General features: G+C 60.9%; 24 protein-coding genes. 5 read left to right on the forward strand and 19 right to left on the reverse strand.

Annotated features, from left to right (window positions below):
• Window positions 1-85: 85 nt before the first annotated feature.
• The 10 genes from GBEM_RS09245 to pstC all read right to left on the reverse strand — a co-directional run bounded on the left by GBEM_RS09245 (window position 86) and on the right by pstC (window position 7,069).
• The gene (locus tag GBEM_RS09245) at window positions 86-577 is read right to left on the reverse strand and encodes a DUF2314 domain-containing protein (protein WP_012530277.1); all 492 of its coding nucleotides are present in this window, start codon (window positions 575-577) and stop codon (window positions 86-88) included.
• 157 nt (window positions 578-734) lie between these two features.
• Complete coding sequence (locus GBEM_RS22185) at window positions 735-911, reverse strand: hypothetical protein (protein WP_449727601.1); 177 nt, start codon at window positions 909-911, stop codon at window positions 735-737.
• On the reverse strand, window positions 908-1,102 hold the full coding sequence (locus GBEM_RS22190) for a bile acid:sodium symporter family protein (protein WP_041262714.1): 195 nt from the start codon (window positions 1,100-1,102) through the stop codon (window positions 908-910). The genes GBEM_RS22185 and GBEM_RS22190 overlap by 4 nt, the downstream gene beginning before the upstream one ends.
• Window positions 1,099-1,515, reverse strand: a complete 417-nt coding sequence (locus GBEM_RS09255; RefSeq protein ID WP_012530278.1) for an ArsR/SmtB family transcription factor — start codon at window positions 1,513-1,515, stop codon at window positions 1,099-1,101. Before GBEM_RS09255 ends, GBEM_RS22190 begins: the two co-directional genes overlap by 4 nt.
• Before the next feature lie 92 nt (window positions 1,516-1,607).
• Window positions 1,608-2,288: a response regulator gene (locus GBEM_RS09260; RefSeq protein WP_012530279.1), complete on the reverse strand. Its 681-nt coding sequence runs from the start codon at window positions 2,286-2,288 to the stop codon at window positions 1,608-1,610.
• Window positions 2,289-2,458: 170 nt separating this feature from the next.
• A complete protein-coding gene (gene pstS, locus GBEM_RS09265) occupies window positions 2,459-3,511 on the reverse strand; it encodes a phosphate ABC transporter substrate-binding protein PstS (RefSeq protein ID WP_012530280.1) in 1,053 nt (350 codons plus the stop codon).
• Between the two features lie 192 nt (window positions 3,512-3,703).
• Entirely contained in the window at window positions 3,704-4,375 is a 672-nt protein-coding gene (gene phoU / locus GBEM_RS09270; protein ID WP_012530281.1) for a phosphate signaling complex protein PhoU, read from the reverse strand.
• A 100-nt stretch (window positions 4,376-4,475) separates the two neighbouring features.
• Window positions 4,476-5,234, reverse strand: a complete 759-nt coding sequence (gene pstB, locus GBEM_RS21035; RefSeq protein WP_012530150.1) for a phosphate ABC transporter ATP-binding protein PstB — start codon at window positions 5,232-5,234, stop codon at window positions 4,476-4,478.
• A gap of 42 nt (window positions 5,235-5,276) precedes the next feature.
• Complete coding sequence (gene pstA / locus GBEM_RS21040) at window positions 5,277-6,119, reverse strand: phosphate ABC transporter permease PstA (protein WP_012530282.1); 843 nt, start codon at window positions 6,117-6,119, stop codon at window positions 5,277-5,279.
• Window positions 6,116-7,069 carry a phosphate ABC transporter permease subunit PstC gene (gene pstC / locus GBEM_RS09285; protein WP_404813047.1) on the reverse strand — a complete coding sequence of 318 codons (954 nt, stop codon included), beginning with the start codon at window positions 7,067-7,069 and terminating at the stop codon, window positions 6,116-6,118. The genes pstA and pstC overlap by 4 nt, the downstream gene beginning before the upstream one ends.
• 467 nt (window positions 7,070-7,536) lie before the next feature.
• Here pstC and pstS (GBEM_RS09290) point away from each other — a divergent pair, with 467 nt between their 5' ends.
• From pstS (GBEM_RS09290) to GBEM_RS09310, 5 genes are all read left to right on the forward strand, one after another.
• Window positions 7,537-8,565 carry a phosphate ABC transporter substrate-binding protein PstS gene (pstS, locus tag GBEM_RS09290; RefSeq protein WP_012530284.1) on the forward strand — a complete coding sequence of 343 codons (1,029 nt, stop codon included), beginning with the start codon at window positions 7,537-7,539 and terminating at the stop codon, window positions 8,563-8,565.
• Between the two features lie 339 nt (window positions 8,566-8,904).
• Window positions 8,905-9,969: an alpha/beta fold hydrolase gene (locus GBEM_RS09295; protein WP_012530285.1), complete on the forward strand. Its 1,065-nt coding sequence runs from the start codon at window positions 8,905-8,907 to the stop codon at window positions 9,967-9,969.
• Window positions 9,970-10,102: 133 nt separating this feature from the next.
• Window positions 10,103-11,182 carry an alpha/beta fold hydrolase gene (locus GBEM_RS09300; RefSeq protein WP_012530286.1) on the forward strand — a complete coding sequence of 360 codons (1,080 nt, stop codon included), beginning with the start codon at window positions 10,103-10,105 and terminating at the stop codon, window positions 11,180-11,182.
• Window positions 11,182-12,774: a GH3 family domain-containing protein gene (locus GBEM_RS09305; protein ID WP_012530287.1), complete on the forward strand. Its 1,593-nt coding sequence runs from the start codon at window positions 11,182-11,184 to the stop codon at window positions 12,772-12,774. Before GBEM_RS09300 ends, GBEM_RS09305 begins: the two co-directional genes overlap by 1 nt.
• A complete protein-coding gene (locus GBEM_RS09310; RefSeq protein WP_012530288.1) occupies window positions 12,774-13,253 on the forward strand; it encodes a DUF2062 domain-containing protein in 480 nt (159 codons plus the stop codon). The genes GBEM_RS09305 and GBEM_RS09310 overlap by 1 nt, the downstream gene beginning before the upstream one ends.
• Here GBEM_RS09310 and GBEM_RS21455 read toward each other — a convergent pair.
• The 9 genes from GBEM_RS21455 to GBEM_RS09350 all read right to left on the reverse strand — a co-directional run bounded on the left by GBEM_RS21455 (window position 13,240) and on the right by GBEM_RS09350 (window position 21,057).
• Complete coding sequence (locus tag GBEM_RS21455) at window positions 13,240-13,386, reverse strand: hypothetical protein (RefSeq protein ID WP_012530289.1); 147 nt, start codon at window positions 13,384-13,386, stop codon at window positions 13,240-13,242. The two genes, GBEM_RS09310 and GBEM_RS21455, sit on opposite strands and share 14 nt — an antisense overlap.
• Window positions 13,383-13,706 (reverse strand): STAS domain-containing protein, encoded by a 324-nt coding sequence (locus GBEM_RS09315; RefSeq protein WP_012530290.1) that lies wholly within the window; start codon window positions 13,704-13,706, stop codon window positions 13,383-13,385. Before GBEM_RS09315 ends, GBEM_RS21455 begins: the two co-directional genes overlap by 4 nt.
• Entirely contained in the window at window positions 13,703-14,656 is a 954-nt protein-coding gene (locus GBEM_RS09320; protein WP_012530291.1) for a hypothetical protein, read from the reverse strand. Before GBEM_RS09320 ends, GBEM_RS09315 begins: the two co-directional genes overlap by 4 nt.
• 24 nt (window positions 14,657-14,680) lie before the next feature.
• Entirely contained in the window at window positions 14,681-15,871 is a 1,191-nt protein-coding gene (locus tag GBEM_RS09325) for a PP2C family protein-serine/threonine phosphatase (RefSeq protein WP_012530292.1), read from the reverse strand.
• A gap of 83 nt (window positions 15,872-15,954) precedes the next feature.
• Window positions 15,955-17,001, reverse strand: coding sequence for a prolipoprotein diacylglyceryl transferase family protein (locus tag GBEM_RS09330; RefSeq protein WP_012530293.1), 1,047 nt, complete (start codon window positions 16,999-17,001; stop codon window positions 15,955-15,957).
• 23 nt (window positions 17,002-17,024) lie between these two features.
• The gene (locus GBEM_RS09335) at window positions 17,025-18,032 is read right to left on the reverse strand and encodes a phosphatidylserine decarboxylase (protein WP_012530294.1); all 1,008 of its coding nucleotides are present in this window, start codon (window positions 18,030-18,032) and stop codon (window positions 17,025-17,027) included.
• 261 nt (window positions 18,033-18,293) lie between these two features.
• Entirely contained in the window at window positions 18,294-18,977 is a 684-nt protein-coding gene (phoU, locus tag GBEM_RS09340) for a phosphate signaling complex protein PhoU (protein ID WP_012530295.1), read from the reverse strand.
• A gap of 20 nt (window positions 18,978-18,997) precedes the next feature.
• Window positions 18,998-20,380 (reverse strand): two-component system histidine kinase PnpS, encoded by a 1,383-nt coding sequence (gene pnpS, locus GBEM_RS09345; RefSeq protein ID WP_012530296.1) that lies wholly within the window; start codon window positions 20,378-20,380, stop codon window positions 18,998-19,000.
• Window positions 20,377-21,057: a response regulator gene (locus GBEM_RS09350; protein WP_012530297.1), complete on the reverse strand. Its 681-nt coding sequence runs from the start codon at window positions 21,055-21,057 to the stop codon at window positions 20,377-20,379. The genes pnpS and GBEM_RS09350 overlap by 4 nt, the downstream gene beginning before the upstream one ends.
• Window positions 21,058-21,181 lie beyond the last annotated feature (124 nt).

Here is a 21,181-nt window from a genome sequence, read left to right on the forward strand (position 1 = left end):
CTGTCCAGGAGTTGAATATGGCGCAAGCGGCCCTGCGGCGCAGATAATGGAGGTGGGTCATTTTCAGGTTTACGAAATGGTTGATTCAGATTTTGAACCCAGCTTTTTTCAGGAACTCCGCCTTTTCCTGCGGCGACATCTTATCCACGAAATAGCGGATCGTGTAACCCCCGACGAGCTTGTTTCCATTCAGGTATCTCCAGTCGCTAATCTCATCGACCTTTACTGTCACCGCATCGCCTAGTTTTACCTCACTGGTTTCCTCTGCAATATTGGCAATCACACCTGAGATAACGCCATTTCTCTCCGCTGCTACTTCAATCCACATGTGTTCGTTGTTCTTGGAAGGGGTCGGATAAGGTTTCTTGACATAAAAGTCTTTCGTGCCCGGTTGCTGCTCATGGAACGCGCGGACGAAATCTGCGGAGGATTCCTTGGCCTTGGTAATTGCCGCACTCATGGCTTGATCTTCCGTCTGCACCTGTTTGAAGTTGTCAGCTTCTTTATCAGCGCTGCGACTACATCCTGTTCCCATGAACATGGCAATTCCGACAACTAGCAGCAGCACTCTTTTCATGATTCCATCCCTTGCTCCGACCGCGGCCGCTCTCTTTTCTGGTGCAGTTGCGCGTTGGAACTATTTTAGTGATGCCTGAGGGGTAGCCTCCCTGAGACTAACCTAATGTGTCATCACCTACCATTTTGCCTTTACTAAATCAATTCCTTTAATCGTTTCAAGAAGAAAACGAAACCATTTGTGCTGGAGTCACCACGTCCAGGGGAAGCTGCACGATCAACTGTCCTTTCAAGCTGAACATCACCACGATGGTGAAGAGAAGGGCGATCAGGGTGATGGAACCTACCTTGGGCACGAACTCCCGATGGTAGCGCTCTTTCCCCATGTATTTCACTCCGGCAAACCGGGTGAGGGCTCCTGCGATGCAAGGGATGCCGAGATAGATGAAGCGAGACCGATCATGATGAGTCCGACCATGTACTCGGGCTTGTCGGGGAGCAGGAGCACGGCCAGCATCGCGGCGAAGATCCATAGGGTCAGCCAGCGGTCCAGAAAAGAGAGATTGCGGGAGAGATGCTCGCTCACTTGTTGCCTCCGAACGTTTCCATGATCCAGGCCTTTATTTCATCGCGTACGCGGCGGTAATGCGGTAGCACCTCCTCCTCGCTTCCTTCGCCGCGGCCAAAGCGGGCCAAGACTTCACGGTCCGCGACCGATGCCTTGGTTCCAAGGAGCTGCTGCTTCAGAGTCGAGATAAGCTCCTGCTGGCGCCCCTGGTTTTCTCTGATCGAGTAGTAGATCCAGAGACCGCTGCGACGGTCATTCACCCAGCCCGTTTTCCTCAGAATGGCGAGTTGGCGCGAGATGGTGGATTGCGGAAGCTTCAGCGTGGCGATGATGTCGCAGACGCAGAGTTCCCCCTCGGCAAGAAGCAGCGCCAGGATGCGCAGACGGGTCTCGTCGGACAGCGATTTGTAGAGCTGCAGGATGTCTTTCATGGGGGGACGGGACTATATTAGTTGGGCCGGATGTGTTCAATACATTTTTCTACGCTGGTCAGCCGGTCCGCGTTGTGTCTAGGCTTCAGGTGTCATTGCACTTCGAGCTTATAGCCGAAACCGCGCACGGTCTTGATCAGATCGCCAGCCGCCCCCATCTTGGTGCGCAAGCGTGTTATATGGGTATCGACGGTTCGGCTGTCGTCCACGAAGTTGTAGCCCCACACATCCCGCAACAAAACGTCACGGCTTTGCACCCTTCCCAGTCTCTGCGCCAGAACATGCAGCAGCTTGAATTCGGTGCTGGTGAAGAAGATCTCCTCTCCGTTCACCATGACTTGATGACGGTCGGTATCAATGGTGATGGGGCCCAACTCGATCATCGTGCTGGAGACGGTCTCGGTATTGCTGCGTCTGAGTACGGCTTTCACGCGCAGGTTCAATTCCCTGCTCGAGAACGGCTTGACAACGTAGTCGTCCGCTCCGACCTCGAATCCCACCACCTTATCGATCTCCTCCCCTTTGGCAGTGAGCATGATCACCGGGATGCCAGCGGTTCTTTCCGATTTCTTGAGGTTCTTGCAAACTTCCGTGCCCAGCATGCCGGGGAGCATGAGGTCGAGGATGATGAGGTCTGGATGGCAGTGACCGGCGTTTGCCAATCCTTCAATGCCGTCGGCCGCTATTATTGTCTTGTACCCCTCTCTCTCCAGGTTAAAGGCAAGAAGCTCCGCTAGGTCCCTCTCGTCTTCGATGATCAATATGGTCTCCATGCCACTCCCTCTGGTACCGTTTGTACCTTTCATACACATCTTTTGTGTAGAACCTGTTACAGAATGGTTAAATCTCTGCGCGGCTCAAAACTGCTCGTCCCCTGCTGGAAACTAAATAGGAGCGGTAACGAAAATGCCACGGCGATTGCCGTGGCATTTTCATCTTTCGATTACTGCGGTACAGCGATGCTCCTGATGGTTTTTTCCACCTGGGCGGACCAGGTGTCGGGGAGCGGGGTGTAGTGCAGCGTGGAAGTCATCTTCTCGGCCTTTTTCAGCTGCCAGGTAAGGAACTCGACCAGCTTCCTCCCCTTGACCGGGTCCTGCTGGTCACGGTACACCAGCAGCCAGGTGAGCCCGACGATAGGGTAGGCGTCCTTGCCCGGCTGGTTCACCAGGGACAGGCGGTAGTCCAATTCCACATCCTTTTTCATCTTGTGATTTTTCATTCCCTGAACGGCCGCGGCTCTCGTGGAGAGCATGGTCGGCCTGACGAACTTACCGGCCCGGTTCTTCAGCGCCGCCGCATTCAGCTCGTTCTCCAGCGCGTAGGCGATCTCCACGTAGCCGATGCTGTAGGGAACCTCCTTTATCTTCTTCACCACCGCACTGCTCCCCTTCGCCCCGATTCCCGCAGGCCAGGCCACGGTCGTTCCCTTGCCGATCCCGCTTGACCAGGATGGGTCCACCGAGCTCAGGTAGTCGGTAAAGATGCTAGTGGTGCCGCTGGCGTCTGAGCGGTGCACGGCGACGATATCCTCAGCGGGGAGCTTGAGCTTGGCGTTCTCCCTGGCGATGAGCGGGTCGTTCCATTTGGTGACCTTCCCGAGGTAGATCCCGGCAAGCGCCTGCGGCGTGAGTTTCAGGTCGGAACCGATTCCGGGGATATTGTAGGTGACGGCGACGGCGCCCATCACGGTAGGGATGTGCAGCAGCTTGCCGGGCGCTTTATTCAGTTCTTCGTCGGAGAGAAACTTGTCGGATGCGCCGAAGTCGACCTCGCGGGCCAGGATCCTCCTGATACCCTCGCCGCTCCCCTGCGCGTCGTAGCGGAAGGTCACGCCGGGATCTTCTGCCTGATAGTCCCTGAACCACTTGCTGTAGAGGGGATGGGGGAAAGTGGCGCCGGCCCCGGTGAGCGCAGTTTCAGCGTAGGCCGAACCGGATGCGGCCGAGATGGCTAGGGCTAATGCGAGGATGTTTTTGACAAGTCTGTTCCACATGATGTGCTGTCTCCTTTTTCCCTTCATTCTGACGGAGGAAACATAGCAGCTCAGTGTGACGGTTTTGTTACCACATTGATCGTATTGTGTGAAAATGTGCACGTGACAAGATGTTTTTCAGTAACAAAAAAGGACCGCGGTTGCGGTCCTTCTTGCAGGTGATGCCGGCGAGGTTGTGAAGCGGGGGGGGCGTTACGCTATGGTGTGGCGTATGTCCTTCCCCTTGATCATAAAAATCACCATCTCGGCGATGTTGGTCGCGTGGTCGGCGATGCGCTCCAGGCATTTGGAGACCTGGATGATCTTCATGGCACGGCTGATGGTCTTGGGATCGGCCATCATGAAGGTCAAAAGCTCACGCTGGATCTGCTCGTTCAATTCATCGACGCACTGGTCGTCCTCGCAGACCTTGATGGCCAAGGCGTCGTCGCCGTGCACGAAAGCGTCGAGCGCTTCCTTCACCATGTCCGAGGCGGCCTGGGACATGCGGGGCAGGTCGATGTAGGGCTTGAGCGATGGCTCCTGGTTCAGCTCCCGCGCCCGTTTGCAGATGTTCGCGCACTGGTCGCCGATCCGCTCCAAGTCGGTGACGATCTTAAGCGCCAGGGTGATGAAGCGCAGGTCGCGTGCCGCCGGCTGCCGGCGCGCCAGAACCTCCAGGCACTTCTCGTCGATCACCATCTCCAGCGTGTTTATCTCGTGATCGAAGGCGATGGTCCGCTCCGCCAGTTCCGTGTCCCTTTCCACGAGGGACTTCATGGCGTTGGTGATCATCACCTCGACCTTGCCTCCCATCTCAAGAAGCCTTTCCCTTATCTGGTTCAGTTCATTGTCGAACTGCTTGCTGAAATGTTCTCTTTCCATAGGTGTCTCTCCGGAGGTATCAGAATGGGAGCGGGTACTAAATAGCATCAACTGGCTGCAAGGGGCAAGGAAAAGTCACCTTCGCCGCTGTCCCTCGATGTTAGCCGAAACGGCCGGTGATGTAGTCCTCGGTGCGCTTCACTTCGGGGGTGGTGAATATCTTCTTGGTCTCGCCGCACTCGACCAGGTCCCCCATGTACAAAAACGCGGTGTAGTCCGAGACGCGCGCGGCCTGCTGCATGTTGTGGGTGACGATGATGATGGTGTAGCGCTCTTTCAGTTCCTCGATCAGTTCCTCGATCTTCAGCGTCGAGATAGGGTCGAGGGCGGAGGCGGGCTCGTCCATCAGGATCACCTCGGGCTTCACCGCGACGGTGCGGGCGATGCAGAGGCGCTGCTGCTGGCCGCCGGAGAGCATCATGGCGTTACTCTTCAGCCGGTCTTTCACCTCGTCCCACAGGGCCACGCGCTTAAGGCAGCTTTCCACGATCTCGTCGGCCTCTTCGCGCGGCAGTCGGCCGTTCAGCTTGTAGCCGGCGATGACGTTGTCGTAGATGGACATGGCCGGGAACGGGTTCGGCTTCTGGAACACCATGCCGACGCGGCGGCGTATGGCGACCGGGTCGACGCCCCTGTCGTAGATGTCGCCGTCGTCCACCAGGATCTTTCCGGTGACCCGCGCCGAGGGGACCAGGTCGTGCATCCTGTTCATGGAGCGCAACAGCGTCGACTTGCCGCAGCCTGATGGTCCGATGATGGCGGTGACGCTGTTCTCGGGGAAGGTCATGCTGATGTCTTTCACCGCGTGATTCTTGCCGAAATGTATGTTGACCTGTTCCAGTTGTACCTTGTTGTTCATCGTTCCCTCTTTTTCTAAAAACACTCTTATCAGTGATCCTGTTTATCTAGCGTGCCTGCTCCGGCCGAAATAGCGGGCGGTGAGGCTCAATGCGAACATGACGGTGACGAGAACCAGGGCGCCGGCCCAGGCGAGTTTATGCCAGTCCTCGTAGGGCGCGATGGCGAAGCTGAAGATCTGCAAGGGTAGGGCGGCCATCGGCTGCATGACGTTCTTGCTCCAGAACTGGTTACCCAGCGCGGTGAAGAGAAGCGGCGCGGTCTCGCCGGCTATCCTGGCGACCGCCAGCAGTATCCCGGTCAGGACGCCTGACATGGCGCTTCTTAAGGTCACCTTGAGGCTCGTGCGCCAGAAGGGGACCCCCAGCGCCAGTGACGCTTCCCGCAAGGACCCCGGGACCATCTTCAGTTGCTCCTCGGTGGTGCGCAGCACGATCGGGATCATGATCATAGCCAGGGCCACCGAGCCGGCCAGGCCGGAGAAGCCTTTCATTGGCACTACCAAAAGCGTGTAGGCGACCATCCCGGTGATGATGGACGGGGTGCCGGAGAGGACGTCGGCTGCAAACCTGATCCCCGTGGAGACCTTGGAGCCCCCGAACTCTGAGAGGTATATCGCCCCCAGGATGCCGATGGGAAGGCCGATCAGGGAGGCGCCCGCGATCATGATAGCCGAGCCGAACATGCCGTTGGCCATGCCCCCCCCCGCCTCGCCGGTCGGCGCCGGTATGTGGGTGAAGAAGTCGAGCGAGAGCGAGCTGACCCCCATCTTCACAATGTGGAAAAAGATGAGCCCGAGCGGGATGAGCACCGCCAGCGTGCAGGCGAGCATCACGAAGCTCATCAGGTGGTTCTTCGTTTTGCGGAAGGTCATGCCCTGTGTCATGCCGCACCTCCCTTGGCGCTTCTAGAAACGCTCCAGATCAAGAGCCTGGCCAGGGCGTTCACGATCAAGGTGACCAGCATGAGGATCAGGCCGATCTCCATCAGCGCCGAGGCATGCAGCTTCGAGGTGGTCTCGGCGAATTCGTTGGCGATGACGCTCGGCATGGTATAGGCCGGGGAGAGGAGCGACAGCGAGATGTTGGGCGCGTTGCCGATCACCATGGTGACCGCCATGGTCTCGCCGATGGCCCGGCCTAGACCGAGGATCGAGGCTCCCAGGATGCCTGATTTGCCGTAGGGGAGGATGGCGATCTTGATGGTCTCCCAGCGGGTCGCGCCGAGCGCTATCGCCGCTTCCTTCTGGCTCTGCGGCACGGCCAGCAGCACCTCGCGGGTGATGGAGGTGATGATCGGCACCACCATGATCATCAGGATGAAGATCGCGGCCAGCATGCTGACGCCGTAGGGGGCGCCCTGGAAGAGCGGGATGAAGCCGAAGTGCTCGATGAGGAAGGGCTGGACCGTGGACTGGAGCCAAGGCGCCATCACCAGCACACCCCAAAGGCCGTAGATGACCGACGGTATCGCCGCCAATAATTCCACCAGGGGGGCAACCAGGGCACCGACGCGCGCCGGCGCTACTTCGGTGATGAAGAGGGCCGCGCCGATGCTCAAGGGGGTGGCGAGCGCGAGCGCCAGGACCGAGGAGACCACCGACCCGTAGAGGTAGGGGAGGGCGCCGAAGATTCCCTGGACCGCGTCCCACTCCGTCGACTTCACGAACTTCCAGCCGAAGGCCTTGATGGCCGGCATGCTCTCGCCGGTCATTTCGTAAAGCATGAGCGCCAGGATCAGGATGATGCTGAAGGCAAAGAAGGTGGTGAGATAGCGGAAGAGGCAATCTCCATTCACCTTCCTCGAGGTTTTCGGTTGTGTTGTCGCTGATGCCAAGTCGGTCTCCGTTTCATTGTTGCCGTAGGAACTGCACGCGTCTGTATCCAAGCCGTTGCCTCCGGTGCGTCTTCTGTCGCAATTGGATGTGGCCGCCGTGGCGCAAGCACTGACGACGCTTGTCCCACTTGCTCATCCTTTACCATGACGCAGTAGGATGCCGCAGTAATGTTACATTGCTGTTACGAATGAGCAAAATGTTTATGAATCCTTTACGCCGGTTCGAGCAGACAGTCGACTGAGGTACATTTCCCAGTTGGTGTTCATGTCAGCAGACAGAGGTAAACGGGGGGATGAGAATGGCTGCGTCGGAACAATCACAGATACTGCACCTGTTGCCTTACTTCTTTAGCTGCAGGATAAGTGGCGCCCGCGGCAACTATTCACAGACTCTTGCCATGACTGTAACGAGATCGCGACATTGCTCGATTATAGTCCTCGGCAAATCCAGAAAGGAGACATTCAAAATGATCAAGAGCATTAAAAAAGCATTCCTGACCTTGGCCCTGATGGCAGCATTTGGTACCGCAGCGCAGGCATCCGCCGAGACCCTCATCAACGGCGCCGGCGCCACCTTCCCGTACCCGCTTTACTCCAAGTGGTTCACCGAGTACGCCAAGGTGGATAAAGCGGTGAAGTTCAACTATCAGTCCATCGGCAGCGGCGGCGGCATCAAGCAGATCAGCGCGCAGACCGTCGACTTCGGCGCGAGCGACAAGTTCCTCTCCGACCAGGAGCTCAATGCAGCTCCGGGCAAGCTGATCCACATCCCGACCGTCATGGGCGCCGTGGTAGTGACCTACAACGTCCCGGGCGTGGTTAGCGGGCTGAAACTCAACTCCGAGGACGTCGCCAACATCTACCTCGGTAAGATCACCATGTGGAACGACCCGAGGATCGCCGACGACAACAAGGGGGTGAACCTCCCGGCCAAGCCGATCATCGTCGTGCACCGCTCCGATGGGTCCGGCACCACCAGCATCTTCACCGACTACCTGAACGGGATGAACCGCGAATGGGCGCAGAAGGTCGGCAAGGGCGCTTCGGTGAAGTGGCCGGTTGGCCTTGGCGGCAAGGGTAACGAGGGTGTCGCGGGGCAGGTGAAGACCACCCCGTATTCCATCGGCTACGTCGAACTCGCCTACGCCTTTGAGAACAAACTCCCCTACGCTTCGCTCAAGAACAAGGCCGGCGTCTTCGTCGAACCCTCCATCAAGTCCACCAGTGCGGCAGCCGCCGCAGCCGTCAAGGACATGCCGGCTGATTATCGCATCTCCCTGGTGAATCAGCCGGGCAAGGACGCCTATCCCGTGGTCGGATTTACCTGGCTCTTGGTGTACGAGCACCAGAAGGATGCAGCCAAAGGGAAGCAGATGGTCGAGTTCTTGAACTGGGCCATGACCAAGGGGCAGAAGATGGCCGCCCCGATGCTCTACGCGCCGCTGCCGGAGAGCGTCGTGAAAATGGTGCAGAAAACCATCAAGACCATCAAATAGGTCCCCACGAAGAACAGTGCCCCGCGGGGCGGCAAATGCCGCCCCGCGGGATTTGCCTTCCCCGCCGTCCCCTCGTATCACCCGGCTGATCCTTCTGGTTTTCCCCTATTCAAGAAGTCGCAAATTCTCTCCTCCTATTCGTAACTCACTCAGCAACTTCATACTGATCTCACGGGCACGCCTTCTTGCCGATTGCGCACCTATGTAAAAACTCTGTTACAGGTTTGTTTCAATTGTTGAAAAAAACCCATTAAACGTTTACACAGAATGGTGCTCGGTAAATAGATTGTTTCCCAGAGGCGATGGCGCGGCAGCTTGCTTCCTGCAGGAGGTTTGCCTATGAATGCTGATGACCTGCTTTCCTTGTCCGACGAAACCGCTGTCTACCGCTTCCGGAAGTGCCATCGGTTTCATCCCGTGGTAAAGCAGCGGTCCCGGCTCTTTACCCCCATTGTTCCCTGCCTTGCAGGTGTCGGCTGTCTGTACCAGGCGCTGGCCAGTCTGCGGGACCGGCGCGAGTACGCTCCGCCCGGGACGCTGGTGAGCGGGGGCGACTGTCATCTCCATTTGTTCTCCGCAGGCGAGGGGGCACCCTCGGTGATCCTCGAGTCGGGCCTGGGTGGGATGTGCTCGGGGTGGACCTGGGTCCACTCGGAGGTGGCCAGGTTTTCCCGTGTCGTTTCTTACGACAGGGCGGGACTTGGCTGGAGCGGTCCGGATCCCGGCCGCAAATCGGCCGTAGTTGCGGCGTGTCGGCTGCGCGCCGCATTGAGGCAGGCAGGGATACACCCGCCTTTCGTGCTCGTCGGTCACTCCATGGGAGGGCTTTTCGTTCGGGTTTTCGCCGATCTGTTCCGTTACGAGACAGCGGGAATGGTGCTGGTCGATGCGGTCCATCCCGACCAGCACCTGCGCAGTTCCGCGATCCGGACCCACATGAACTCTGGGTTTCGTTTTCTGAGGGCGGTTCCTTTTCTGGCTCGGCTGGGTTACATCCGCCTCTCGCGGTTTTTTCGCGACTGGGGGGACGGGCTCCCGGCCCGCCAGGCGGCCGAGGCTGAGGCGATGCTCGCGGACTGCCGCCACCTGAGGAGCACGCTCGAGGAATCTCTTGCCTGGAAGGAGATCTGTGCCGAGGTCCGCTGCGTCGGTGAGCTGGGGGACCTGCCGCTGGCGGTGGTCACGGCCGGTAGTGACGTGCTGCCTGGTCAGCCGGAACTGCAAAACGAACTTGCGGCGCTCTCCTCCGATAGCGTCCATGTCATCGTCAAAAGGGCGGACCACGTGACGCTGGTGACGCGTCGGGAGTATGCCCTGCGGGTAGTGGACGCGGTCCGGCACGTGGTCCGCAGAACCACCTCGGCCCCAGATAAGACCTCGATCCGCGGCTGCTTTCTCCGGTGAAAACCCTTGTGGGCCCATCCCGCCACCGGAATCTCCCTATTACTGCCGAAAAGCTACATAACATTGTCCCGATTGCCACAACCCCGTAACGCTCCTTGTTCATAATGAAAAAAAACGAACAAGGAGGAACGATATGGCTGGACTGGTTTTGCCAAGGGTATTGAGGACGGTAGCCGGGCATCCTGCGCTCGTTGAGGTAGCCTGCGCAGCCGCCGGGCTGTTGCGCCAGATGTCGATTAAACCTTTCCACCCCTCGGTGAGGAAGAGGGAGCTGGAACTGAGGGACCTGGTGAGTCTCCACGCCTGTCGCGCCTTGGTGTTCAAAGAGAAGGGGGCGGGGAACGTGCCGACCATCGTGGTCGGCGGCTTCGTGCCCGATGCCACCGAGCAGGTTGAGTTCCAGCGCTCGCTGCTCAGGGAATACGGCAGCATCTACTACATCAACTACCCGCGCCACGGCTTCAGCACCGAGCTGTTCTTCGCGCAGTTAGCGGACCTGATCGAGGCCATCAACAACCGGGACCAGAAACCGGTCCTCTTCGGCGTAAGCTTCGGGTGCGGCCTGATCGCGCGTTTCCTGCAGGAGAATCGGGACTCTAAGCTCCTCCGGATCCGTGGGGTGGTCATGGCAAGCCCGGTTCTTTGCGCCGAAGACCTGATCCGCCCGGTTCGTGAAAAAGGGGAGGGGGTCAGGATGCTGGAAAGTAACCTGCGGCGGATTCTTGGGCGTGCCGATAACGACGGCGAAGGGATCGGACGCCAGATCGAGCGCGCCAGGAAATGTTTCCAGTCGCTGTTCGAAATCGGTGCCCAGAACCGTTCCCTTTCCAGCAGGCACCTCTCGATCAAAAAGAAGATCATGCAGGTCATCGAAGAGACCCCTGCCGTGGGGGGGTACCAGCGCGTCCTGGCTCTGAAGCAGTTCGTGCGGCCGGCGGGGGAGCGCCCGATATTCTGGGGAGCCGCCCTGACCCTTCTTGCCGAGGAGGAGGAAAACCTACTGGTCCCGACCTCCCCCACCCTGGGGCTTTTAGGCCACCCGCAGCAGAGGAAGACCCTCTTTCCCAACGGCGTGGTCAGACGGGTGATTTCCGACGTCGCAGGGGACGCAGTCGCCCACGCCTCCCTGATTTTTCACCACCGCTGCTACAACCCGCTGATCCGGGAGTGGTACGAAAACCTGCTTCCCGCCAAGCTTAGCGAGGCTGTCTGATGATGTTCAGCGATACCCTGAAGGCCGCCGCAGTTCCGGTTTTCGACCGCCTGGTCAAGGCGGGCGCCGCATTGCACGCTTCGCGTCTGGCCGGCAGCGACTCCGTCGCCGCGCAGCGGCGCATCTTCAGCCGCCTGCTGGCGCGCGGGGCCTCGACCAGGTTCGGCGCGGATTACGGGCTGTCCGAACTCGCCTCTTTGCCCTTCGCGCAAGCCTATGACCTGTTCCGCTCCCGCGTGCCGGTGCGCAGCTACGAGGAGTTCTGGAACGACTACTTCCGTTACGGCGCCCGCGAGTCGGGCGGCAGGGTGACTCTGGCGCTTGAAAACGTCACCTGGCCGGGGAGGGTCCCCTTTTTCTGCGAGACCTCCGGTACCACGGCCCCCAGCAAGTTCATACCCTTCACCACGGAGATGTTCGCTGCCAACCGGCGCGCCGCCCTGGACCTGACCTCCTGCTATCTGGGCGCGAACCGCCGCAGCAGGCTCATGGAAGGTAAATTCCTGTATCTGGCCGGCAACACCGAGCTTACCGACCGGGGCGAAGGGGTCTTAAGCGGCGACATGAGCGCGATAACTCTGCGCTACCGCCCTTCCTACCTGAAACCTTTCATAGCGCCCGATGCGGCGACCGCGAGGCTCCCCTGGGAGGAAAAAGTGGAGCGGCTGGCGGAGCTTTTGCTGCGGGATACGTCGATACGCGGCATCTCCGGCGTTCCCCCCTGGATACTGCTGCTGCTGAACCGCTGCCGGGAGCTCGGTGGAGCGCCGCTGGCCACGCTGCTGCCGAACCTGGAACTGATCGTGCACGGCGGCACCAGCATGAAGCCGTACCTGCAGGAGTTCGAGCAGCTCTTCCCGGCCAGCGCTCCCAAATTCCTGGAAGTGCTTCCCTCCTCGGAGGCCTTCATGGCTTTCCAGCGGCCGGGCGAGAACCGGATGCGGCTGACCCCCTACTACGGCGCCTTCTTCGAATTCGCGCCGTGCGACGAGTTGGAGGGGGGGCGGCCGGCGCCGGACGCCCGCTGCGTGCCGCTGGAGGAGGTGGAGGTCGGGCGCCGCTATGCCGTGATCCTGACCACCTGCGCCGGGCTTTGGCGCTACCATATCGGCGACACCCTGCGCTGCACCGATCGGGAACACCTCTTCATCGAGTTCACCGGGAGGGACCGTTTCCTGGACCGGTTCGAGGAGAAGGTGACCCAGGGGGAAGTCGAGGAGGCGGTCGCCCGGCTCAACCTGATGCCGGGGGTGGAGATCCGGGAGTTCATGGTCGGTCCCCAGATCGGGAGCCGCCGCCACCTCTGGGTCCTCGCCTTGGCCGCCGGCTCGACCTTGTCCGCCGAGATGCTGGCCGGGCACCTGGACGCTTCGCTGAACGGCATGAACGCCGATTACCGCACCTTCCGCGAACAGGGACGGATCAAGCCTCCCCTGGTTCTGACGGTGCCCGAGGGGGAGATCTACCGCTGGTCCAAGGAGGTGCGGGGGAAACTTGGGGGGCAGAGCAAGATCCCCCATGTGGATCCGACCCTGGAGGGGGATCTGGTCGCGAGCCTGGCGCGCTACTGCGGGGCTGGCGGCGCACGGTAATGGCGGCCAGGTTTGGATGGGGAGCGCTAAGGGGGGCGGCGGCTGCCGTGGTCGGTTCCGGGATGTCCCCCGGCAAGCTGTCGTTGACCATCTGCCTGGGGAGCGCGGTGGGGGTCATGCCCCTTCTCTGGGGGACGACCGTCATCTGCGTGGCGCTGGCGGCAAGGCTCAGGCTGAACCAGGCCGCGATGCTTGCGGTGAACTACCTTTGCTACCCGTTGCAGCTGGCGCTGTTGCTGCCGTTTTGCCGGCTGGGTGAGGCGATTTTTCCGTGGGGGGCGGCCGTAAACGCGGAGCTCCTCCTCGACGCCTTACATGGCGGCATCGTTTCGTCGTTCCGACTGGTGGCATGGGCCACGGCGAAAGGCATCGGCGCGTGGGCGCTCACGGCGTTGCCGCTGGCCCTTGTACTGCACCCCCTGCTGAGCGGCCGTTTCAAGGGCCGCTTAAGCGAAGGCGCCGCTTCTAGCAGTCGTTGAGCTGCCTGGCCAGCTCTTCTCCGTAGATTATTACGTTGAGCCGGCGGTACGAATCCCGTATCTGCTGAAGTTGCTCAAGGGAGCGGTCGAGGCTGCTGAAGGTCCTGCCGGCGAAGAAATCGATCCATTTCATGCCGCCCCCTCCTTTTTCTGTTCTGCCGGCGTCGCCAGCAAAAAGACGCCGGTCATCTTGAAGAGCATGGTGTGCATCTGACTCAACCCTTCCAGCCTGATCTCCGCCTTGCCGCTGATCTCCTTGAAGCATCGTAGCAATAACGCCACCCCCATGGAGTTGACCCTTCCCGCGTTGCTGAAGTCGAACCGGACCAACGGGTGTTTCACTTTTGCAGGGATCGCCATGAGCAGCCCCTCCGAGTAGGCGTCGATGGTGCCTTCCAGTACGAAGTAATCGCACGCTGCAGAGCCGTCTTTTGAAGTCTTTGCTGTGATCATGCCGCTATCTCCTCTTCGATGATGTGAAAGCCGCGCGGCGCCGTCGGGTCGAGCATGGAGGCAAGGTGCAACTGCCCCCCGACCGCGGTGCGCCTGCCGGGTTGTACGCTTACGTGGAACTGGTCCAGGAAACGCCAGACGATGAAGAGCCCCCGCCCGCCGCACTCGTCGGCGTCCTGGTATCCGTCGGCGTTGCGCGTCAGGCATTCCAGTACCTGGTCCGGCTCAAGGCTCCCCCAGTTGTCCGTGAGGTTGAGCGCCAGCGTCTCGCCGTCGAAACCGAAACTAAAGACGATCACCTCCTGCGGCAGCATCTGCCGTTTTTCTCCCTTGTTGAACATGGGGGCCCCGTGGCTGGCGCGGGGGGCGCCGTACATGGCGTTTTCCATGAGCTCGTCGGCCAAAAGAGATGCTTTTTGCCTCAACAGCTCCATATCGTCCCCCTGGCCGGCCAGTACCCGCTCCAGTGCGCCGATCACCTCTTCCTTGTCCTCGCTGGAGCCAAGTTCGAAGCTGTGTACCGGCGTCCCGGTCTTCAGGCAGGAGGCCGTATCCCAGGGGCGCCGCTGCGCCAGCATGGCGATCACGGCAGGGAGTCGCTCCCCTCCGGGGAGCTCGTGTTTGGCACTGATGGTGAGGTGCCGGATCCGGTCTGCCAGCAGGGACCTGAGCGGCGGCGCGCCCGCCTCGCGCGAGATGACCAGGAACTCCGCCGCCGGGCAGAGCGCGCGCAGCCTTACCACCAGCTCGGGGTACGCCTCCGGGTAGAGTTGCGCGGAGAGCATGATGACGCCGAAGCCGGCGTCGGCGCCGGAGTCCCGGAAGGCGCCGAGCGCAGAGGCAAGGTCTCCATCGACGGTGAGGCAAACCAGTTCCGCCACCTCCGACAGCGCTTCTCGCCAGTCGGCTCGGTCAGTTGCATCCAGGAATAAGGCGGCAATCTTCTTCACGCTTTGTGTCTCCTTGAGTTGTCGTTAGCTGCCATAGCAGGCGATCAGCGTCGTTACGTCGTCTTCCAGGGTCCTTTGGCCGGTGAAGGTGAAGATGCTCTCCAAAAGGCGCTCATGGAGCAAGTGGGGGAGGCATTTCTCCCTCAGCAACAGCTCCTGCAGCCGCCGGTAGCCGAACTCCTCTCCCGAGGCGTCGACGCTCTCCACCACCCCGTCCGTGTAGAGAAAGAGGCAGTCCCCGGGGGCGAAAGCGGTCACCGTTTCCGGATACTGCGCGTCCCGCTCGAATCCCAGGGGAAACCCGGAAAGGGTATCCAGCATCTCGGGAGCGGCGCCTGAGGCGCGCATGAGGAAGGGGAAGTTGTGCCCTGCGTTGGCCACGGAGAGCGAGCCCGCCGACAGGTCCAGGGTCGCGATCAGGCAGGTCATCAGTAGGGTCTGGTGCGCTGTAGCGAGGATGGCGTTGTTCATCCCGGCCAGAAGGCCCGACGGGGTGGTGACTCCGAGGGAAACCAGCGTGTGCAGGCTTGCCTTTGCGGCCGTGGTCACCATGCCGGACTGCACGCCGTGTCCGCTCACGTCTGCGATCACGACGCCGAGGCGGTTTTCTCCCACCGGGAAGTAATCGAAAAAGTCGCCGCCGATCTCGGAACTGGTGGTGACGCCGGCTCCGATGGCGAGCGGCCCGAAGCGGAACTCGGGAGGGGGAAGAAGGTCCTGCTGTATCTTCACCCCTAGCGCGACTTCTTCGCGGATCCTGGAACTGAGCAGGTCGAGCGCCCGCAGAAGTTCCTTCTGCTGCTCCGCTACCGCCATCATCAGGTCGGAGACGGCCACCACGCCGAGACAGTCGCCGCCTGTCACCAGGGGGAAGGAGTCGGTCTGCAGGGCGGGGTCCACGGCAAGAAGCCGCACCGCCGCCTCGTTCACTTCGAGGTCGGGGGGGAACACCACCCGTTTCCCCTTCAGGTCTTCGAGCAGGCAGTCGGCGGGCTTTTTCGCATACAGCTCCATGGCGAAGGGACGGCTGAGCAGGTTCAGCAGTTCGCGGCGGCTCACCGACCCCTTGAAGCTCCCTTGCTCCGCAACCGCGATCAGCGGCAGTTCCGGATCTTCCTGGAAAAGGCGCAGGACGTGCTGCACGCTAAAATCGCTTTCTACGCTGACCGCGCTCCTGCTGATCTCTCCGAGTCTTAGCAATACTTCATGGCACATAGCGAAACCTTCCTTTCACCGCCGTAGCATAGACCCCTTTTTTGGCGACCGTGTTACAAGGGGGTCAATGTTTAATGAGGCGATTACACCTTGTCCGTCTGCACGTGGAAATTGAGCCTTGCCGCCGTCACCCGGCTCAGACCGGTGTAGAGGAAGATGCCACCCCAAAGCCCCTGCAGCAGTAGGATCGGCATCGGGTTCCAAAGAGCTTTCAGGCCGGTGCCGAGGTCCGGGAGCGGTTCGAGCTTGCGGCCGAAGCGCCAAGCGGCCCAGGCGCCGTAGCAGACGCCGAACATCCCCATCCACTGGTACGCCGAAAGCCTCCCCGCGCCGCGATAGTCGTCGCGGAAGAACTCGGAGACGACGCGCCAGGCCTGGGTAACCGAAAGGGTGAGCAGAAAGGCCGCGCTGTACTGCGCCTTCAGGAACAGGTAGCTTCCGGCGAGCCCCGCGCCGCAGTACAGGAAGTAGGTGATACCCTGCACCGGGAGCACTTTCACCCCGTCCAGCCCGGAGGCGTAAGCGATCTTCTTGGTCTTGCCGGTGAAGGTGAGGGCGATAGGGGAGAACAAAGTGGCGACCTTGGGGTGGCAGGCGCAAAGGGGCTTGCCGTAACAGCAGCCGAAACTCAGGCACGCGAGCCTGCCGTACCCTTCGCCGAAGGCGTAGGCGATGCCGATAGCGGCGAGGGCGGCCGATGGGGGAAACGGGGCGCCTTCCGCGAGCAAGCGGTTCACCAGCATCACGATCCAGGGGGCGAACAGGATGCCGACGAAGACCGCTCCTCCCACGGTGAAGGTGTTCGCTTTCCCCTCCACGAGCTGCGCCACCAGGCGCGAGGCGGGGATGCAGGCCGCCAGCAGGAGAAAGACGATGGCCGCCACGCTCCTGAAGGGGATTCCGGCCGCTCCCATAAGGAGCAGCGCGAGCGCGCCGGCCGCGACGTAGGCGTTGGCGGTCAAGATGCCGTACCAGGTGAGGTTGGCCCCCGCCCAGGAGCCGTCGTCGCTTTTCCTGACGGGGACCGAGGCCGCTATCTGCCAGCGCTCCGCCGGAAGCGTAGTCCAGCCCCAGATGAGGTAGAGGGCCGAGCATGCCGCCAGCCCCAGCAAGAAAATGGTCTCTGTCATAGTTGCGTCTCCTTGTCCGGCTCTCAGCGGGCCGAGGCCAGCAGCGCGCGGACCCTGATGTCGGTTTCCACCAGGGGAATGCTGAACCCCTGCGAGAACCTGCTGGTCGCGTCGATGCGCGCCTGGTTTTCCAGGAGGTCCGCGGCGAAGCTCACCCTCCCTTTCTGGAAGATGACGATGTCGGTACTGCTCCCGGGGCGGTAGAGCGATTTGGGCTGCCCTTTCTTGACGAACATGCCGCGCGTTATGGGTTGCGGGTCGAGGTAGCGCTCGGCGCTGTAGCACTGCACGATGTCGCCGATCATGAGCGCCACCACCTCGATCATGGCGACCAGGCCGACGTTGCTTCCCCCCTTGACGTCCGTGTTGATGATGGTCACCACCCGCCGGTTCTTGGAGTAAGGGGTCGCCATGGCGACGATCGCCTCCGGGTTGCAGGAGTTGAACTCGCCGTCGATCGTGTAGATGTCCGCCACTTCGCCGGATACGGGGGTGTGGTTGTAGTGGTACTTGTCGGGGGTGAGCCGGAACAGGGCGAAGTCCCCGTCGCGCAGCGCGTTGAGCCAGGGAAGGCGCTCGCCCCCCAAAAGCTCGTCGAAGCTGAAGAACTTGTCCTTGATGAAGAGGCTGGAGGTGTCGCGGCAGGAGCCGACCAGCACCCGGGCGTCGGCGGGAGAAACCACCTCCTCCGCCCTTTCCGGCATGGGGCGGCACTCCCAGTAGCGTATCCGGCGCTCGAAGACCTTGCGCGGGGTGTCGAGTTCTTCGGGCCGCAGCAGGCATTCGGATAGGTCGACCTTCAGCTGGTGCAGGAAACGGGCGCAGGCCGAGCCCCCCGAGGCGAAGGGGAGGTCGTAGTTGACGTAACCGAGGATGCCGGTCATGCGCGGGCTGGTCAAAAGCCGGAACAGCCCGGGCGCGTTCTCCCGCACGCCGTGGTACATGAGCCGGACGAAGCGGTCGCCGAAGAGCGCTTCGTCGCAGACAGCGCCGCTCTCCCGCGCGATGTACTGGTGCCGTGTCGTCTGCATCTTGAGGTTCTCCTTTGCAGTTGTGATCGCGTCCGTTTCGCAACCGACACCACCTGTGTACCTCAACTACATTGAGATCTTGTGACCAACAGGTGAAACATCGGTTACCTTCGCCGGAAAAACGAAGAGGGGCCCCCGATGCGGGAGCCCCGTGAAACGGCGATTGTCCTTAACCCTCAACCCTTGCCACCGCGAACTCCCCAGCGCGATGCAGCACGGACGGGCAGGGTGGGGGGGCGCTTGCGGTTATGCCGGGCGTCGTCACGGTTGAGAAGTCGGCCTCGCATGCCGGACGTTGACTCCGTCCACCATGAATACCACCATCTCCGCGATGTTCGTGGCGTGATCCGCGATGCGCTCCAGAAACTTCGAGATGCAGGTTATGCTCAGGGCGCGCTGTATGACTGTCGGGTCTTCCATCATGAAGGTGATGAGTTCCCTCTGCAACTGGCCGTGCAGTTCATCGATGGGGGTGTCAGCCCGGCACACCGCCAGTGCGGCCTGCACGTCCTGACGCACAAAAGCGTCGAGGGCGGCCTGCACGGCGTTCGCGGCGGCTTCGGCCATTCTCGGAAGGTCGATGTACGGCTTCAACTGCGGCTCGCGGTTGAGTTCCATGGCCCGTCTGGCGATATTGACGCACTCGTCGCCGATCCGCTCCAGGTCGACCACCGTCTTGAGCGCCAGGGTGACGAAGCGCAGGTCCCGAGCCGCGGGTTGACGCAGCGCCAGAAGGTGGAGGCACTTCTCGTCGATCTCCACTTCCAGCCGGTTCACCTCTGCGTCCATGGCGACGATCTGTTCGGCGAGCTCGGAATCCCGTTCCACGATCGACTTCATCGATTTCGAGATCATAAGCTCCACCTTGCCACCCATCTCCAGGAGCTTCAGGCGGATCGAGGCCAAGTTGCTGTCGAACTGGCTACTTACATGTTCCTTGTTCATCGTGCCACCTCGTGTGTGGGTCAGGCTTGGGCCGCGGCCGGCGCTATGCCGGAGCCGTAAGTCGGGTCGGCCCGGTTGAGGGTGACGAAGAAGGTGGAGCCCTGTCCGGAGCTTTGCGCCGACACCGTTCCACCCTGCAACTGGACTATGTGTTTCACGATGGAAAGCCCGAGGCCGGTTCCCCCTTCGTCGCGGCTGCGCGCCGAGTCGACCCGGTAAAAACGCTCGAAGATGCGCGAGAGGTCCTTGGAGGGGATGCCGATGCCGGTATCCTGGACCGCGATGGTGACGCTTTCTTCACGATCAGCCGCGCTGAGCGTCACCGAGCCCCCGGCGGGGGTGTATTTCACCGCGTTGTCGAGCAGGTTGACGATCACCTGTTCGAGGCGCCCCGGGTCTGCCATCACGCTGGGAGCATCCTTAAGTCCGGCGAGGTCGACTATGATGCCGCGCTCCCGGATCTTGCGCTCCAGCAGGACGACCACGCGTTCCGCTATCTCCTGCACCTTCACGCTCCTGGCCTCCAGGGGGACCGCACCCGACTCCAGCTGGGACAGGGTGAGCAGGTCGCTGACCAGGGAGGCGAGCCGGTCCGCGTGCGAGTGCACGATGCTGACGAACTTCGTTGCCTGGGTCGGGTGTTCCAGTGCCCCGGCCAGAAGCGTTTCTGCGTACCCTTTGATGATGGTGATGGGAGTGCGCAATTCGTGGGAGACGTTGGCGACGAAGTCGCGCCGCATCTTCTCCATCTGCCGGAGGTCGGAGATGTCGTGGAATACCGCCACCACGCCGGTCACCACCCCGCACTCCACGAGCGGCACCCAGTGGACCAGCAGCGAGCGCTCTTTAGGGGAGTGCAACTGCAGCTCCTCGACGCGCTCCTGGCGCGAAGACAAGATGTCCCTGAACGACTCGTGCAGCGCGGGATGGCGCGATATGTCGATGAGCAGCCGTCCTTCCACCTCGTCATGCAGCCCGAAGAGTCCCTTGAAGGCGGGGTTGACCAGCGTGATGCATCCCTGAGGGTCGGCCACCATGATTCCTTCGCCCATGCCGCGCAGGATGGCGTCCAGCCGATTCTTCTCCGCCTCCAAGCGGTCCAGTTGCGCGTTGGCCTTTGCCGCCATTTCGTTGATCACCCTGGCAAGCTCGGTGACCTGAGGGTCGGTTACCGCGGGAAGCTTGGTGTTGATCTCTCCCTTGCCGATCCTGGACGCCATGGCGGCAACGGCCCTAAGCGGCCTGGTGCCGAGATCGGCCAGAAGGTAGGTGGAGCAGACGACGATGGTGGCGGTCAAGAGCAAAGCCCAGCCAACTCCGAGCAGGCGCTGCTCGTAGCTGCAAAGTACCGCAGCAAACGCCATGACGACTGCGAACTGGATGCCGATGACTTTTAACCTCATTGCACCTCCAATTTGTAGCCGAAGCCGCGCACCGTCTTGATCATATCTCCCGCGTTGCCCATCTTGGTCCGCAGGCGGGTGATGTGGGTGTCGACGGTGCGGGTGTCCTCGACGAAGTTGTAGCCCCATACGTCGCGCAGCAGTACGTCGCGGCTTTGGACCCTGCCAAAGCGCATCACCAGGGTGTACAGGAGCTTGAACTCGGTTGTGGTGAAATTGATCTCGTCTCCGTTCACGGTGACTTCGTGGCGCTCGGTGTCGATTCTGATCCCGCCAACGTTGATGATGTTGGTCGCCGCCGGTTCTGGTGCCTTTCGGCGCAGCACCGCCTTGACGCGGAGCATGAGTTCTCTGGTGGAAAACGGCTTGATCACGTAGTCGTCGGCGCCGACCTCGAAGCCGACCACTTTGTCTATCTCCTCCCCCTTCGCAGTCAGCATGACCACCGGGATGTGCGCCGACTTTTCGGATTTCTTGACCGTCTTGCACACGTCGGTGCCGAACATCCCGGGCAACATCAGGTCCAAAAGGATAAGGTCAGGCTGAACCCGCTCCACGGCCTCCAACCCCTCGGCGCCGTCGAGAGCTATCACTGTCTTGTATCCTTCCCGTTCAAGGTTGAAAGAAAGCAACTCCGCGAGGTCTTTCTCATCTTCAATGATCAATACAGTTTGCATCGCATCCCTCTCTAAGGTTCGTCATGCTTGTCAGGCAGTGAAGTCATGGCTCGTATACTTCATATAACTTCTTTGTTTAGAAACCGTTACAGCTCTGTCAATGTGTCGTAAATTCGTCCTTTTC

It is taken from the genome of Citrifermentans bemidjiense Bem (assembly GCF_000020725.1).
In the GTDB taxonomy this organism is placed as follows: domain Bacteria; phylum Desulfobacterota; class Desulfuromonadia; order Geobacterales; family Geobacteraceae; genus Geomonas; species Geomonas bemidjiensis.

Excerpts from the sequence above, each read along its gene's own strand:
- GBEM_RS09245 (WP_012530277.1), bottom strand. The coding sequence starts at position 577 with ATGAAAAGAGTGCTGCTGCTAGTTGTCGGAATTGCCATGTTCATGGGA.
- GBEM_RS09255 (WP_012530278.1), bottom strand. The coding sequence starts at position 1,515 with ATGAAAGACATCCTGCAGCTCTACAAATCGCTGTCCGACGAGACCCGT.
- GBEM_RS09260 (WP_012530279.1), bottom strand. The coding sequence starts at position 2,288 with ATGGAGACCATATTGATCATCGAAGACGAGAGGGACCTAGCGGAGCTT.
- pstS (WP_012530280.1), bottom strand. The coding sequence starts at position 3,511 with ATGTGGAACAGACTTGTCAAAAACATCCTCGCATTAGCCCTAGCCATC.
- phoU (WP_012530281.1), bottom strand. The coding sequence starts at position 4,375 with ATGGAAAGAGAACATTTCAGCAAGCAGTTCGACAATGAACTGAACCAG.
- pstB (WP_012530150.1), bottom strand. The coding sequence starts at position 5,234 with ATGAACAACAAGGTACAACTGGAACAGGTCAACATACATTTCGGCAAG.
- pstA (WP_012530282.1), bottom strand. The coding sequence starts at position 6,119 with ATGACACAGGGCATGACCTTCCGCAAAACGAAGAACCACCTGATGAGC.
- pstS (WP_012530284.1), top strand. The coding sequence starts at position 7,537 with ATGATCAAGAGCATTAAAAAAGCATTCCTGACCTTGGCCCTGATGGCA.
- GBEM_RS09295 (WP_012530285.1), top strand. The coding sequence starts at position 8,905 with ATGAATGCTGATGACCTGCTTTCCTTGTCCGACGAAACCGCTGTCTAC.
- GBEM_RS09300 (WP_012530286.1), top strand. The coding sequence starts at position 10,103 with ATGGCTGGACTGGTTTTGCCAAGGGTATTGAGGACGGTAGCCGGGCAT.
- GBEM_RS09305 (WP_012530287.1), top strand. The coding sequence starts at position 11,182 with ATGATGTTCAGCGATACCCTGAAGGCCGCCGCAGTTCCGGTTTTCGAC.
- GBEM_RS09310 (WP_012530288.1), top strand. The coding sequence starts at position 12,774 with ATGGCGGCCAGGTTTGGATGGGGAGCGCTAAGGGGGGCGGCGGCTGCC.
- GBEM_RS21455 (WP_012530289.1), bottom strand. The coding sequence starts at position 13,386 with ATGAAATGGATCGATTTCTTCGCCGGCAGGACCTTCAGCAGCCTCGAC.
- GBEM_RS09315 (WP_012530290.1), bottom strand. The coding sequence starts at position 13,706 with ATGATCACAGCAAAGACTTCAAAAGACGGCTCTGCAGCGTGCGATTAC.
- GBEM_RS09325 (WP_012530292.1), bottom strand. The coding sequence starts at position 15,871 with ATGTGCCATGAAGTATTGCTAAGACTCGGAGAGATCAGCAGGAGCGCG.
- GBEM_RS09330 (WP_012530293.1), bottom strand. The coding sequence starts at position 17,001 with ATGACAGAGACCATTTTCTTGCTGGGGCTGGCGGCATGCTCGGCCCTC.
- GBEM_RS09335 (WP_012530294.1), bottom strand. The coding sequence starts at position 18,032 with ATGCAGACGACACGGCACCAGTACATCGCGCGGGAGAGCGGCGCTGTC.
- phoU (WP_012530295.1), bottom strand. The coding sequence starts at position 18,977 with ATGAACAAGGAACATGTAAGTAGCCAGTTCGACAGCAACTTGGCCTCG.
- pnpS (WP_012530296.1), bottom strand. The coding sequence starts at position 20,380 with ATGAGGTTAAAAGTCATCGGCATCCAGTTCGCAGTCGTCATGGCGTTT.
- GBEM_RS09350 (WP_012530297.1), bottom strand. The coding sequence starts at position 21,057 with ATGCAAACTGTATTGATCATTGAAGATGAGAAAGACCTCGCGGAGTTG.